Annotated in this window: 15 protein-coding genes; 2 read left to right on the plus strand and 13 right to left on the minus strand. The window is 46.1% G+C overall.

The window, feature by feature from the left end:
• Nucleotides 1-25 precede the first annotated feature (25 nt).
• From FOT42_RS02850 to FOT42_RS02910, 13 genes are all read right to left on the minus strand, one after another.
• Entirely contained in the window at nt 26-739 is a 714-nt protein-coding gene (locus tag FOT42_RS02850) for a response regulator transcription factor (protein WP_151889054.1), read from the minus strand.
• 9 nt (nt 740-748) lie between these two features.
• Nucleotides 749-2,329 carry a sensor histidine kinase gene (locus FOT42_RS02855; protein ID WP_151889055.1) on the minus strand — a complete coding sequence of 527 codons (1,581 nt, stop codon included), beginning with the start codon at nt 2,327-2,329 and terminating at the stop codon, nt 749-751.
• A 70-nt stretch (nt 2,330-2,399) separates the two neighbouring features.
• The gene (gene coaE / locus FOT42_RS02860; protein ID WP_151889056.1) at nt 2,400-2,987 is read right to left on the minus strand and encodes a dephospho-CoA kinase; all 588 of its coding nucleotides are present in this window, start codon (nt 2,985-2,987) and stop codon (nt 2,400-2,402) included.
• Nucleotides 2,984-3,943 carry a CdaR family protein gene (locus FOT42_RS02865; RefSeq protein ID WP_151889057.1) on the minus strand — a complete coding sequence of 320 codons (960 nt, stop codon included), beginning with the start codon at nt 3,941-3,943 and terminating at the stop codon, nt 2,984-2,986. Before FOT42_RS02865 ends, coaE begins: the two co-directional genes overlap by 4 nt.
• Nucleotides 3,943-4,950: a glycosyltransferase family 2 protein gene (locus FOT42_RS02870; protein ID WP_151889058.1), complete on the minus strand. Its 1,008-nt coding sequence runs from the start codon at nt 4,948-4,950 to the stop codon at nt 3,943-3,945. The genes FOT42_RS02865 and FOT42_RS02870 overlap by 1 nt, the downstream gene beginning before the upstream one ends.
• 145 nt (nt 4,951-5,095) lie before the next feature.
• Nucleotides 5,096-5,908 (minus strand): enoyl-ACP reductase FabI, encoded by an 813-nt coding sequence (locus FOT42_RS02875; RefSeq protein ID WP_072882617.1) that lies wholly within the window; start codon nt 5,906-5,908, stop codon nt 5,096-5,098.
• A gap of 147 nt (nt 5,909-6,055) precedes the next feature.
• On the minus strand, nt 6,056-7,708 hold the full coding sequence (recN, locus tag FOT42_RS02880; RefSeq protein WP_151889059.1) for a DNA repair protein RecN: 1,653 nt from the start codon (nt 7,706-7,708) through the stop codon (nt 6,056-6,058).
• Between the two features lie 46 nt (nt 7,709-7,754).
• Nucleotides 7,755-8,645, minus strand: a complete 891-nt coding sequence (porD, locus tag FOT42_RS02885) for a type IX secretion system protein PorD (protein WP_151889060.1) — start codon at nt 8,643-8,645, stop codon at nt 7,755-7,757.
• Complete coding sequence (gene coaBC / locus FOT42_RS02890) at nt 8,638-9,843, minus strand: bifunctional phosphopantothenoylcysteine decarboxylase/phosphopantothenate--cysteine ligase CoaBC (protein WP_151889061.1); 1,206 nt, start codon at nt 9,841-9,843, stop codon at nt 8,638-8,640. Before coaBC ends, porD begins: the two co-directional genes overlap by 8 nt.
• Before the next feature lie 3 nt (nt 9,844-9,846).
• Nucleotides 9,847-10,173, minus strand: coding sequence for a DNA-directed RNA polymerase subunit omega (locus tag FOT42_RS02895; protein WP_151889062.1), 327 nt, complete (start codon nt 10,171-10,173; stop codon nt 9,847-9,849).
• A 24-nt stretch (nt 10,174-10,197) separates the two neighbouring features.
• Nucleotides 10,198-11,031 carry an outer membrane protein assembly factor BamD gene (locus FOT42_RS02900; RefSeq protein ID WP_151889063.1) on the minus strand — a complete coding sequence of 278 codons (834 nt, stop codon included), beginning with the start codon at nt 11,029-11,031 and terminating at the stop codon, nt 10,198-10,200.
• Nucleotides 11,032-11,138: 107 nt separating this feature from the next.
• A complete protein-coding gene (gene dapA, locus FOT42_RS02905; protein ID WP_151889064.1) occupies nt 11,139-12,029 on the minus strand; it encodes a 4-hydroxy-tetrahydrodipicolinate synthase in 891 nt (296 codons plus the stop codon).
• Nucleotides 12,030-12,575: a DUF6913 domain-containing protein gene (locus tag FOT42_RS02910; protein WP_417937686.1), complete on the minus strand. Its 546-nt coding sequence runs from the start codon at nt 12,573-12,575 to the stop codon at nt 12,030-12,032.
• 49 nt (nt 12,576-12,624) lie between these two features.
• Between FOT42_RS02910 and FOT42_RS02915 the strand changes: the two genes are divergently transcribed.
• Both FOT42_RS02915 and FOT42_RS02920 read left to right on the plus strand, forming a co-directional pair.
• Entirely contained in the window at nt 12,625-13,395 is a 771-nt protein-coding gene (locus FOT42_RS02915; protein ID WP_226789780.1) for a 5'-nucleotidase C-terminal domain-containing protein, read from the plus strand.
• Between the two features lie 154 nt (nt 13,396-13,549).
• Nucleotides 13,550-14,461, plus strand: coding sequence for a metallophosphatase (locus tag FOT42_RS02920; RefSeq protein ID WP_151889067.1), 912 nt, complete (start codon nt 13,550-13,552; stop codon nt 14,459-14,461).
• Nucleotides 14,462-14,618 lie beyond the last annotated feature (157 nt).

Raw genomic sequence — 14,618 nt, forward strand, 5'->3', positions numbered from 1 at the left:
GGCTTCTTATTCTCTGATCCATTTCTTACTGGTTTTCGGCCTTGACCACCAAACGGAAACCTTCTCCGTGAATGTTCAAGATTTCCACCATGTCGTCACGCTTGAGGTACTTTCTCAGTTTGGCAATATAAACGTCCATACTCCGTGATGTAAAGTAGTTGTCGTCCCTCCAGATTTTGGTCAGTGCCAATTCTCGGGGCATGAGATCATTTTCATGGAGTGCCAACAAACGTAAAAGTTCATTTTCCTTGGGCGACAATTTAATGGGCTCCTCTTCTTTGAATTTCAGGAAGCGTAGTTTTGAGTTCAGGTGGAAATTCCCGATCTGGAACTCAAACTGCTTACTGTCTGCCAAGGTACTGGACGCTTTTCTTTGAAGAATGGCCTTTAGCTTCATCAACAATACTTCGGAATCGAAGGGCTTGTTCAAATAATCATCGGCACCTGCCTTATATCCCTTCAAAACATCTTCTTTCATGGTCTTGGCGGTAAGGAAGATGATCGGAATGTTCTCGTTCTTCTCCCGGATTTCCCTAGCCAAGGTAAATCCATCCTTGTAGGGCATCATCACATCCAGGATACAGACATCGTAATTGTCCTTCTTGAATTTTTCAAAACCTTCCATTCCATTCTTGGCCAGAACAACATCAAAGTCGTTCATGTTCAAGTAATCTTTTAGTACGATCCCAAAATTTGGATCGTCCTCTACCAATAGTATCTTCTTTTTTTCTGTTTCCATAGTTTGATTTTAAATCAAGGGAAGTTTTATAAAGAACGTGCTTCCTTTTCCTTTTTCGCTCTCGGCGTAAACTTCACCTTGATGATCTTCAATAATTCGTTTCACATAGGCCAATCCCAATCCATGGCCTTTTACATTATGTATGTCACCGGTATGTTCCCGATAAAATTTCTCGAACACTTTCTTCAGTACGGCCTTGCTCATACCTGCACCTTGGTCCTGTACCTTGATGATGATGTTGTTCTTCACCACCTCCGTGAACACATCAATTTTTGGGGTTTCGGGCGAATATTTCACCGCATTGTCCAAAATGTTCACGATCACATTTGTCATGTGCATATCGTTTGCGAGCACATCCGACCTTTCGGCATCCAGATGGGCATTCACATAGCCACCCCTATCCTGCACTATCAACTCCACATGGGCAATGGCATCACCTATAATATCGTGCATGTCCACCCTGTCCTTGTTGATGTCCAATTGGTTCTTCTCCAATTTTGATATCCGAAGGACGTTTTCCACTTGGGCATGCATCCGTTTGTTCTCGTCCCTGATCATCCCCAAATACCGCAGCACTTTTTCCTTGTCCTCGATGGACTTCGGGTTTCGGATGGCTTCCACGGCCAGGTTGATGGTGGCAATGGGGGTCTTGAACTCATGGGTCATATTGTTGATGAAGTCCGACTTGATCTCAGATATCCTTTTTTGCTTTATCAATTGATAGATGGCACTGGTATAGGCTATCATGATGACCAACGTGAAAACCAAGGACAATAGCGCCATTTTCATGATAGAACTGAAAATGAACCTTTTCATGGTCGGGAAGGTCAGCAATAGTGAAAAACTGGTATATCCCTCGCTATCCTCAAAAATAGGGGCCTTATACATCTTCACTCCAGAAAACTTGAACTTTTTCGACCTTATCTTGGTGGGATATCCCTGACTGTAGACCCCATATTCATAATCGATGTTGATGTTTCTGTTTGACAGTTCTTGGCTCAACAACAGTTCCAACTCTTGTTTGGACACTCTTTTGTGTATGGGCCTTGTCTTGGCATATTCCATGAAAACATCTTCCCAAGCCGCTCTTTCTATACTGGTAAGTCCGCCTATCTTTTCCATTCGTTGGATGGGCGTAAGTCGATTGAAACTTTTGCCGTCCAGGCCATACTCTTCCTTGAACACGGCTTTGGTGCGCTTACTCGTATAGTTTCTGAGGGTTGTGGTGTCCTCACCCGTAGTGTTATCAAAGAACGTTGATGATATGTTGTAATCTTCCTCTAGGATTCCATGGGAATAAAAAAGAATCTCGTCGGAGTTCAAATCCCTATCCACGAACAAAAAATTCCGGAACTGTGTGCTCTTCGGCTCGACACTATCCACCATGGAGGCCAGACGATCGGAATATTCTTTCATCTCCATCATCTCCACCCTATCCGCCACTTTACCCAAAATGTCCGTTACCGTCCTTGAGAACTGTTCTTCCTTGTCGTTTATAGATGTCCGTATCCAATAAACCTGAACGAAAATTATTCCTAAAAGGGATAAACTCATCAGAATGACCAGAAGAACGAATAGCTTCTTGTTCATTGTGCCAAAATTAAAAATTTAACATTTAGGCCTTTGGCCGTTTAACCTAACCTTAACAAAAATGTTAAAATTATGTCGCCATTGCCATAAGTTTGGTGTGAAGTTCTTTAACTCGCTCCTTTACGGTTTCCAAATCTAGGTTCTCGATACAGAAATGGGCCAAATCCAATTTGTCCGCATCGTCCATTTGGTTTTTCATCCGTTCCAATACGGCTTTTGGCCCCACGCCGTCCCTTTCCATCACTCGCTTAAGGCGCACATCGAGAGGCGCTGTCACCAAAATGATGTGGTCGTAGTGGTCCTGGGTCCCATTTTCAAAGATCAAGGCGGTCTCCTGTACCACATAGGGTACATTTTGGACCTTGGTCCATTCCCTGAAATGGTTTCTTACTTCGGGGTGCACGATCGCATTGAGTTTTTGCAGCAATTCTGGGTCATTGAACACCTTTTCTGCCACAAAGGACCTGTTCAGCTCCTTGCCTTGGTATGCGGTTTCACCCAAAAGATCCATTATGGCTTTTCTGACCTTGGGAGAGGAGGTCATCAATTGTTTGGCCTCGGAATCGGAATCGTATACGGGTACCCCCAATTCCCTGAACATTCTGGCCACGGTACTCTTTCCGCTGCCAATTCCTCCTGTAAGTCCAACAATTCTCATAACTGTTTCAATACAAAATTGACCGTATTGTTTTCCTGCAACCTTACATCATAGACATTCTCGGGACGCTGGGTTATTTTCAGGAACAGGGTACTGCCTCCGGAGCCGTTCAGTTGGGCATAATCGGCCACTACTTCGAAATCGGCCTTGGAAATTTCCTTCAAACGATCTATCGTTGCCTTGCAGACCACCGTCACCCTATCCGGAAAGGTCTGCACCTGATATCCTTCGGGAATGTTCAACACCTTCACAGGAACCTCAAAAACCTTTTCCGAAAACTTGGCCACGCTCCCCGAAACAACAGCCTTCCCTGCAGAAAAGACGCTGTTTTCCAATCCTTTGGGCAGCATCAAGGACACTTCGCGTGAAAAATCACTGGAAACGTCGTTCATCTGCAGCGCCGACGTGGTAATTTCATTGATGCTATCAATTTCCCATCTTGGCCCTTTCACGACAATATGGTCCGGGGTGATCAAAATCCCTCCTTCCAACAAATAGTTTTGTTGGAGTTGAAGGTTCAGGTTTGCCTTGATGGGCACTTCTTTTGAGGCCACACGGTACATATCCACAACAAGTTCCCTCCTATCCAGATCCATCAACGAGATGCTGGGTGACAGCTGTAGGTCCATTTGCTTGCGAAGCTCTTCACCGGCCAATATGTATTTTCCATTTTGAAATGTGGTTTGGGACACATCCACATCAATGCGCTCCTTAAAAAAGTTATGGTACAGAAACTGGAACCCGCTCGCCCTGATCTTTGCCTGGATCACATCCTCCGAATCCTTGCCCAACAAAAGGGTGTCCGGCAAGTTCCTGTAATTGAGGATGAAATCGGTCCGAGATTCATACGATTCGGACAGGTTGCTGATGAACCACGACAAAAAAGAGCATAGCAGAAAGAGTGAGAACACTTTCACTTTCTTTTGATTGAGCCCGCTCAGCAACTTCTTGAACACTACTTTTTCTTGAAAAACAATTTTGGAAACAGCTCCTCTGGTTCCTTGCTACTAAAAGTAAGCAAGATCGTGGACTTGAGAAAACCTATTCCGTACCCATAAAATTGGGTCAATGCGGCATAAAGGGCCAAAAAGGCCACTTTGACATCCCTGTTTTTGACCCATGCATCGAGAAACAAGGTCAAAAAGTAAACGAGATACAGCATCAGGGGAAGCCACATCCCGAAAAAAGCGAGGATCAAAGACAGACAAAGTCCCAACATAAAAAGCGTGGGGAACCAGTAGGTGGGCCTTGCAGTGCCCGGGTGCCATTTGTTCAATATGGGGCGCACCATGCCGAATTTGTTCACTTGGATATAAAACTTTTCCCAATCTATACGCCTTTTATGGTACACAAAGGCGTTGGGAAACAATCGGGAATCGAAACCTGCCTTCCAGATACGGAAAGTAAGGTCGGGGTCCTCGCCAGGATGTATGCGTCCAAAACCGCCCACTTTGGCAAAGGCCTCACTGGAAATCCCCATGTTAAAACTTCGCGGCTGGAATTTACCCACCGACTTCTTTCCTCCACGGATTCCCCCAGTGGTAACAAAGGAGGTCATCACATAATTGATCGCTTTTTGTACCGTGGTGAACGATTGGTCCGCAGCGTCCGGTCCACCAAAACAATGTACAAACTCCCTTTTCAGTTCCTTGTCCACTTCGGTGAGGTATTGTTGGGGAAGGATGCAATCGGAATCGAGGATGATGAAATAATTCCCCTTAGCCTTCTGCATGCCGAAGTTCCTGGAATCGCCGGGACCGGAATTGGGTTTATAATAGTAGGAAATATGGAGCTTGTCCTGAAACCCTTCCACTACCCTTTCCGAGCTTTCCGAAGAGCCATCCTCAACGATGACCACTTCAAAATTTTCCTTAAAATCCTGTTTCCGAAGGCTTTCCAAAAGCTCCCGGATTTCTTCAGGTCGATTATAGACGGGGACTATTATGGAGAGAAACAGCTGCATTGAAAATAAAGATGGGGTTATCGTTGGAATTGATCACGTGTCACATCGAGCGCAGTCGAGATGTACTTTATGGTGTTTCGCGTTCTCGACTGCGCTCGAACTGACAGATCAACCTTGATTCTCTGCTGTAGAGCAAGTATATTGCTTATTTGCTAAACTCATCGATTACCTCTTGGCTTACCCCGGTGTTCGAGAACCCACCGTCGTGGAAGAGGTTCTGCATGGTCACTTTTTTGGTGAGGTCCGAGAACAGGCTCACGGTGTAGTTGGCGCAGTCATCGGCCGTGGCATTGCCCAAAGGGGACATTTTCTCGGCATAGTTGATGAACCCGCCGAACCCTTTCACACCTTGTCCGGCAGTGGTCGGGGTCGGAGATTGGGAAATGGTGTTCACACGAACCTTTTTTTCCTTTCCGAAGAAATAACCAAAACTTCTGGCCACGGATTCCAAATAGGCCTTGTTGTCAGCCATATCGTTGTAATCTGGAAAGGTCCGCTGTGCCGCCATATAGGTCAGGGCCACAATGCTGCCCCACTCGCTCATGGCGTCGGCTTTGTACAATGTCTGCAATACTTTGTGGAAAGATAACGCGGACACGTCCCAGCCCTTGGCGGTGAAATCGTAGTTCTCGTCCGTGTAGGCCCGTCCCTTTCTTACGTTAACGGACATTCCTATGGAATGAAGGACAAAATCGAGCTTGCCGCCCAAAACTTCCATGGATTGCTCCACCAGGTTCTTCAGGTCTTCTTCATTGGTGGCATCTGCGGGAATGATCTCTGAATTGGTCTTTGCGGCCAGTTCCTTTATCTGCCCCATACGCATGGCAATGGGTGCGTTGGTGAGCACAAAAGTGCCTCCTTCTTCATGGACCCGTTCCGCAGTTTTCCATGCAATGGAATTTTCATCCAATGCTCCAAAAATGATTCCTTTCTTACCTTTTAAAAGATTGTATGCCATATGTTCTTTCAATTGTTGATTGTAGGACAAAGATATTTATTCTGATCCACTATTGCCCAATAAAAGAGCAAAAGACCGCTATGCTGTTAGAGAATAGAAAAAAGAATAGAGCAAAAAGACTCATAACCCTGAACCCCTAACCCATAACTATTGCAAGAGTTCCCGTGCATGCGCCAATGCGGACTCGGATATACTCTTGCCGCCCAACATTTCCGCAAGTTCCCTCACTCGCTCCTCCACGCTCAACTGTTTGATGTGGGTGCTCGTCCCCTGCTCGCTCTCCTCCTTATATACCTTGAACTGGTATTGTCCCTTGGAGGCCACTTGGGGCAAGTGGGTAATGGAAAACACTTGCATGTTCCGGCTCATTTGCTGCATGATCTCGCCCATGCGGTTGGAGATTTCCCCGGAAACCCCGGTGTCGATCTCATCGAACATCAAGGTGGGCAGGTGTTCGTAGGCGGCCAAAATGGATTTGATGGTCAGCATGATGCGGGAAAGTTCCCCACCAGATGCCACTTTCTTCAGCTCCCCATAACTGGAACCCTTATTCGCCGAAAACAAGAATTCGAGATCGTCTTTTCCATTGGCCTTGAAGGTGTTGGATGGGTTTATCTCGATCTTAAAAGTAGCTGACGGCATTCCCAGGGATGCCAGGTTTTCCTGAAGTACCTGCTTCAGTTTGGGAACAATGCCCTTTCTGGCTTTGTGTATGTTTTGGGCCCATGCTTCCACTTGTTGGGTGATCCGGTCCACTTCGCCTTTCTTTTCCGCTATTTTTGATTCGATATTGGCAACAGCTTCCACTTTCAGGGCCAACTCATCACGTAGAACGATCAATTCGGCAACTGTGGCCACGTGATGTTTTTTCTGAAGGTCGTACAGGAGTTGCAACTGACCGTTCACGACTTCCAATCGTGCCGGATCGGCCTCCACGGTATCTTTCAGTTGTTCTATTTCCGAGGCAATATCGTCGGTTTCTATCAAAACGGATTCAATTCGTTCGCCAAGCGATTTGTATGCAGGACCAAACTCGGTCAAGGCCTGAAAGGCACGTCTCAAATCGGCCAATCGGCCCAAAATGCCCAATTGTTCATCGTTCAGCAATTGATGTCCGGTGGAAAGCTGCTCCATGATCTGTTCCACATTGCTCAACTGCTCATACTCCGTTTCCAACTCCTCCTGCATGCCCTCTTTCAACTTGGCATCTTCCAGTTCCTTCAGCAAAAAACTGTTGTATTCGTGCTCCTTGTCCGCATTGGACTGGAACGTTTCCAATTCATTCAGCTCTTTGGCGGCCTTCTTCAGCAGTTGCAATTGCGCCCCATACTCCTTTAGGTTGTCGGCATTTCCGGCCAAGGCATCCACCACCTTCATCTGGAAGTCGTTCTCCGTGAGCCGCATGGTCTGGTGCTGGGAATGCACATCCACCAATTGGTCGCCCAAAGCCTTCAACACGTCCAAAGTGACTGGGGTGTCATTCACAAAGGCCCTGGATTTTCCACTGGGCAGGATTTCCCTGCGGAGAATGGTCACATCTTCATAATCAAGGTCATTTTCCTTGAAAAACTGTTGGAGTTGGTACTTTGAAAGGTCAAACTCAGCCTCAATGACACATTTTTGCTCCTCGTTCTTTAGGGAAGTGAGGTCGGCACGCTTGCCCAGCACCAAGGAAAGACCTCCCAACAAGATAGACTTTCCTGCCCCGGTTTCCCCAGTAATGGTAGTGAAACCTTTGGGAAACGCAACGTTCACATCGTCTATCAACGCATAATTTTGGATGGAAAGATTTGTCAGCAATTCTGAAGATTTTATCCGTAAATATAAATCTCTTTATAGAACTGCACTAGTATTTTATCTCATTCCAGGTGTTGGAATAGAATGGCGCCACTTTGTTGAGGGTTTCCTTCAGTTTGACGATATCCACCTTGGGGCCATCGGAAAAGATGTTCTGGATCTCCTCGGACTTGGCATCAAAAAAGGTTTGGATCAGAAAGGCATTGGGCCTTCGCTGCACCAGGGTCTCAAAAAGCCGAAGGCTTCCCGCGACAATCTGCTTGCCGGTGCTATTGTTGTCCGCCAAAATGTCCAATCCCTTCCTGTGGTAGTTGTACATGGCTATGCGGTATTCCCTGAACGAGTTGCTGAGCAGGTTGTCCACCAGCTCAAACCGGGTGCGCTGCCCTGTTTCCTGGCTCCAACCACTATAATTGGAACTCTGGGCCTGGGTAACAATGTTCTGGGCCCTTCGGTAAAAATCGTTTCCTCCTTCCAATGAAAAGGTATCGGCATCCAATCCCAAAACCATATAAACGTAGTAGGACATCACGGCCACTAGATTGGAATCGAAGGAGTTGGGGTTGTAGACCAAGGGCTGAAACTCTTGGTACTGAAAATTGAAGGCATCGTCCTTATAATTGAACACAGGACTTTCGTAGGAAGTGTTGAACACCGGCCTTGACGACTGGATCTGTATGTTGGCCTCAAAACGGTCCGATTCGTATTGGGTCACCGTGATGAACATCCGCGCATTCACCCGTTCGTTCTCCCGATACGTCCTGTTCGTCCATTTGCTTTTGTTGACAAAATCGTTCAGGGAACGCTCCAATGTTCTGAAAATCTGTTGATTGGTCTGTCCAACCTGATCAGAATTGACTGTCACCACACAATTGAGTTCTTGTGCGGAAATCGACAACGAAATGAAAAGTAAAAAAATGGACAACAGTGTCTTATGCATGGATCTTGGAGATGATTTCTTCCCAAATGTCCGAGGCCACTTCGGGCTTCGTCTTCAATCCAAACGTTTTTATGTGCAAATTCTTATCAATGAAGGTAATTTTATTGGTCCCCGAACCAAAACCTGCACCATCCTCCTTCAGCGAATTCAAAACGATACCGTCCAGGTTCTTGCGTTTCAGCTTGCCCTTCGCATTCTCCAGCTCATTTTCGGTCTCCAGGGCAAAGCCCACCAAAAACTGATGTGTTTTTTGTTCTCCTAGGGACAGGAGAATATCCGGATTCCGTTCCAGCTCGATCTGCATGTCGCCATCCTTCTTCTTGATTTTTTCCGTTGCCACCTTTTTGGGTCGGTAGTCAGCGACCGCCGCTGCACAGATGGCTACATCCATATTTTTGTAGTGGCGATGGCAGGCATCGTACATTTCCCGTGCCGATGTGACCCTGATCAATTCGACAGAGCTATGTTCCAGGTTCAAATAGGTCGGGCCGGACACCAAAATCACCTTTGCCCCAAGGTTTGCTGCCCTTTTGGCCAGCTCAAAGCCCATGGTCCCCGATGAATGGTTGCCCAAAAAACGGACGGGATCTATGGCTTCGTAGGTAGGTCCGGCAGTAATCAACACCTTTTTGCCGCTCAAGGGCAATTCTTTGGCCAGATCTGCTTCGATAAAACTGATAATGTTTTCCGGTTCTGCCATACGTCCCTCTCCATGTAAGCCACTGGCCAATTCCCCGGTTTCGGCAGGTATCATGGTATTTCCAAAGGATTCCAATTTTTCGATGGAGTTTTTGGTCGATGGATGTTTGTACATGTCCAAATCCATCGCGGGTGCAAAATAGACGGGGCATTTTGCGGAAAGATAGGTGGCCAAAAGTAGATTGTCGCAAGTGCCGTTGGCCATTTTGGACAACGTATTGGCCGTTGCCGGGGCAATGAGCATGATGTCCGCCCAAAGACCCAACTCCACATGGTTGTTCCATGTGATGCTCCCATCCTCTTCGTTCACAAAATCCAGCAGAACGGGATTTTTGGACAAGGTGGACAGTGTGAGGGGGGAAACAAAAGAGCTGGCACTCTCGGTCATCACTATTTTGACCTGGGCACCAGCTTTGATCAGTAACCTAACCAGAAATGTGGTCTTGTACGCGGCGATTCCCCCGGAAATACCCAAAAGGATGTTCTTACCGCCAAGCATTTCTTAGGCGTCTTTCTCTGTGTTCCTATAATAGATTTTGTCCTCCAACCACTCCTGAACGGCCAAAGCATGGGGTTTTGGCAATTTTTCATAAAACTTGGACACTTCAATCTGCTCCTTGTTTTCAAAAACTTCCTCCAAGCTATCGCTGTAGGTGGCAAACTCCTCCAGTTTTTCCAACAACTCTTTTTTGATGTCGGAGTTGATCTGGATAGCACGCTTGGATGCTATGGAAATGGCTTCGTAAATGTTACCGGTCTTGGAGTCGAACTCGTTCCTGTTAAGGGTGGCAGTAGAAACCGGAGCTTTGGTATTCTTCAAATCTTGCATAATGTGTGCAGCTTTAAAAACTTTTTATTTTGATACGGTGGCGGTATAGGCGCCCAATTCTTTCTGGATGGCCTTGGCAAGGTCATCCGCCTCGTCCTTGAACTTGCTTTCAGGAAAATAGCGTATTAAATTGTTGTATGATGCAAGGGCGTCTTCCAAACGCTCCTTTTTCTTGTCCTCGGTACTGTTCATCGCCAAATTGGTGGTCGCTTCAATACGGTAATACAGTGCTTCTTCCCTGTAGATGGAACCTGGATTGTCCGAGATAAAATTGTCAAGGGCGGTGATGGCAGAAATCAAAATGGGATAGTTGAACTTGCCCAATTTATTGAACTGCTTGGCTATCTCAATCTCTTTTTTCTCTTTTTTGGTGGTCAGCTCAGTGGCCATGGCATTGGCCTCTTCGAAAAATTCCGACTCTGGGTAGGTGTTGATAAAGACCTGTAGCTTGGAGAGTGCCTTATCGGTATCCGTTTGATCCAGTGTGTAACGTGGAGACAGTTCATAATAGCTCTTGGCACCATAAAAACTGGCCTCTTGTATCTTTTCACTTCTGGGGTAGGATTTCACAAAGCGCTCAAACTGATATCCGGCCAAATAGTAATCCTCGTTTTTGTAATAACAGTCGGCAAAGAAAAACATGACCCGTTCGCCTTGGGGTTTTCCAACGTATTGTGGAGCTATCTGCTCGAACAGTCGAACTGCTCTTTTGTAATCCCCTTCGTTGTAGAGTTTTTCGGCCAAATCGTATTTGGCCTTGGAGTCCGTGTTCTTGAGTACTTTTTGGTACTCACTACAGGACGTTAGAAAAACTACTGCTACGCAAAGAAGGAGAATTGACCTCATTTTCAAAAACATTTTGCAAAATTAGTGATAATGAACGGATTTAAAAAAAACATTTTACCACTCAAAAGTAAGGGTATAGAGGTCACTCCCCAATAATCAAGGGCAATATTTAACGAATTTTAAACACGGGCCGCATCCATCGACTTCAAAAAAGTCTGGATCTTGCCTTTCAAGGATGGACTCGCCTCCACCAAGGGCAACTTCACCACGGCCTTGGAAAGTCCCAGATTTTCCAGCACACTTTTGATGCCCGCCGGGTTTCCTTCCTCAAAAATAAGTCCCATCAAAGGCAGGAGTTGGTAATGAATCTGATAGGCTTCCGTGGCATTTCCTTGGAGACCCAAATCCATCATTTTGGAGAATTGGGAGGGCAATCCTTGTCCCAGGACTGATATCACGCCTGCCCCACCCGCCAAAACGGTCGGAAGTGCCGTGAAATCATCCCCGGAGATGACCAAGAAATCTTTGGGTTTGCCAGCGATGATCTTATCGATCTGTACCATATCGCCACAGGCTTCCTTGATCCCGATGATGTTGGAAAAATCGTGTGCGAGGCGTAATGTGGTCTCGTGTGACATGTTACTTCCGGTCCTCGAAGGCACGTTGTATAGGATAACAGGCTTTGTGGAAGCTCCCGCAATGGCCTTGAAATGCTGATAGATGCCCTCTTGGGTAGGCTTGTTGTAGTATGGGGACACGGAGAGGACGGCATCATATTCCGTCAGATCCAACCTATTCAATTCCTCCACAAGTGCTTCCGTATGATTTCCCCCAACACCCAATACCAAAGGCAATCTTCCGGCATTGGTGCGCACCACTACATCCATGACCAATTGTTTGTCGGCCTTGGAAAGCGTGGCAGATTCCCCAGTGGTGCCCAACACCACCAGATAATCAACACCTCCTTGGATGTTATGCTCCACAATTTGTTGCAGGGCAATGGTATCCACGGATAAATCTTCCCTGAACGGAGTAACCAAAGCGACTCCTGTACCGATCAATTGTTCCATTTATATTTCGTTTAAAACCTTTAAATATTTTTTCAATTCCGCTTTGAACAATTTAAAATCGTTCAAGGGCGTGTTCAAGATCAAATCGTTGATCTGTTGATCCTGGGACCCCAAGCCGACCTTCAAACGTGCCTGTGTCTTGAAGGACAGCAGCTTCATCATCAGGTTGTCCTCCTCATAATAGTTGATGAGCATATCGTACTCCCTGCCCAAAAACTCCAGTACATATCCGTTCTCTATTTGCCCTTTCCACCCTAGGTCCTTATCCGAGAACATTTGGATGGAATAGGGGGAATTCTTGTCATATTCCCTTTTGTACCCCACGATTTTGATGGCATTGGGGCGTAGCGAAAATTCCTCGATCAATTCGTAAAAGAGCTCGGCCTTCTGGAAATTGTCCACATCGACTATACAGCCAACACGGGTAATTCCCCTTTCCCGGTCTATGGGCAGTGGAGGCTTTTGCATTTCCTCCTTCAAATATTTGAGCCCAGATTTAACCTTAAATTTGTCTTGGAGTCCCCTTATGAACATATTTTTGTGCATTTTTACAAAGGTAAATAATCTACCAAGACGACTTAACAAAGATACGCACGTGATTGATTTAAAATTTAAACAAATTGTTGCAATTGTAACTTTTTGTTTTTTATTCTCCTGTAAGAATACTACCGGCGAGCTCGTCGAAATTCAAGGAAAACAGGTTCCCATTGATGCTTCCATCAAACCGACCGAATCCATATCCGAATTTGTCGCTCCCTATAGAAACCGCATAGACGAAGTATTGGACAGCACCCTTGCCTTTGCCCCAGAACCATTTTTATTGGACGATGGCAAACGGAACACTTCCATGGGCAATTTGATGGCGGACATTGTTTTTAAGGAAACGGCACCCATTTTTAAGGGCAGAACGGGAAAAGAACTTGATTTTGTGGTACTCAATTACGGCGGTGTACGTTCCATCATCTCGGCAGGCAATGTGAGCGCACGCAATGCGTATGAGGTGATGCCCTTTGAAAATTACATCGTTGTGGTGGAACTCGATGGTTCTGCCGTGAGAAAGCTCATCGATTTTTTGACCAAGGCCACCCGAAGACATCCCATATCCGGCATACAGATCGTAGTGGACAAGAACGGCGGGCTGGAATCCGTGGACATCCATGGGGAACCTTTTGATGAGTCTCGTATTTACTACGTCGCCACTTCCGATTATTTGGTACAGGGCGGGCCGAGCGTTGGCTTTTTCGATGAAATGATTTCCGTATCCGATACCGATTACCTATTGCGGAACGCCATAATTGACCATTTCAGGAAAGTGGACACCTTGAAGGCCGTGGTGGACGATCGCTTTATACAACTGGAAAATTGAAATGTAAAGAGTTATCAAGTTATTGAGTTAATCAGTAAACGGTTTGTTTCAATAACTCAATAATCCATAACCCAATAACTCTTATGAAAAATAATATTCATAAAAAGTGAAGTCATACACTTAAGTGTATAGTTTCAAGCAACACATGTGACCAATGAAAAGAAGGGATTTTTTAACGAACACCGCAGCAGCCTCTACCCTTATAGGCCTGGGGGGATTGGGGATGAACTCTTGTTCCCGTTTGGGTCAAAAGCACATCACGATTTTGCACACCAACGACGTGCACAGCCACATAGATCCATTTCCTGCTTCCCATTCCGAGTTCGCCAATTTGGGCGGAATTGCCAAAAGGGCCACTTTGGTGGAACAGATACGCAACGAAAATCCGAACACCCTGCTCTTTGATGCCGGGGATATTTTCCAAGGAACACCTTATTTCAATTTTTATGGGGGCGAACTGGAGTTCAAGTTGATGAGCAAATTGAAGTATGACGCATCGGCCATCGGCAACCATGATTTTGATAATGGGATCGATGGGCTGTTGGCCCAAATGCCACATGCCTCCTTTGAACTCCTCTGCGCCAACTACGATTTCACCAACACGGTGATGAACGGTTATGTGAAACCTTACAAGACCTATTTGGTGGACGGCGTCAAAATTGGGGTCTATGGGCTTGGCATCGAACTTGACGGTCTGGTGACCAAAAAACTGTACAAAGAAACCGTTTATCTGAATCCGTATGAGATCGCTTTGGATATGGAGCGAAAATTAAAGGAGGAAGAAAACTGCGACCTGGTCATCTGCCTTTCGCATTTGGGATATGATTACGACAATCCCGAAAGGCCCATGGACACCCAATTGGCCCAACGCACCCATTATACCGATCTGATCATTGGAGGGCACACCCACACCTTTCTGGAAAAACCTGATGTGCGGACCAACCGGAAAGGCAATGCCGTTTTAGTGAACCAAGTGGGTTGTTACGGCATCAATTTGGGACGCATCGATTTCTATTTTGATCCCGATAAAAATGCCTCCGCCGAAGGAGTGAGTATTGTGGTTTGATGTGCTGCGGGAAGTTTCAGGTTTCAGGTTTCAGGTTTCAGGTTTCGGGTTTCAGGGCTAAGTTCAAGAGCAAAAAACCCAATGACCAAGCATCAAATTCCAAATTCCAGTTTGCAGTAAGCAGGGTTTTAGTCGGCAGTAGCAGAACAACCAAAGT

Source organism: Flagellimonas hadalis, assembly GCF_007785775.2.
Lineage (GTDB): Bacteria > Bacteroidota > Bacteroidia > Flavobacteriales > Flavobacteriaceae > Flagellimonas > Flagellimonas hadalis.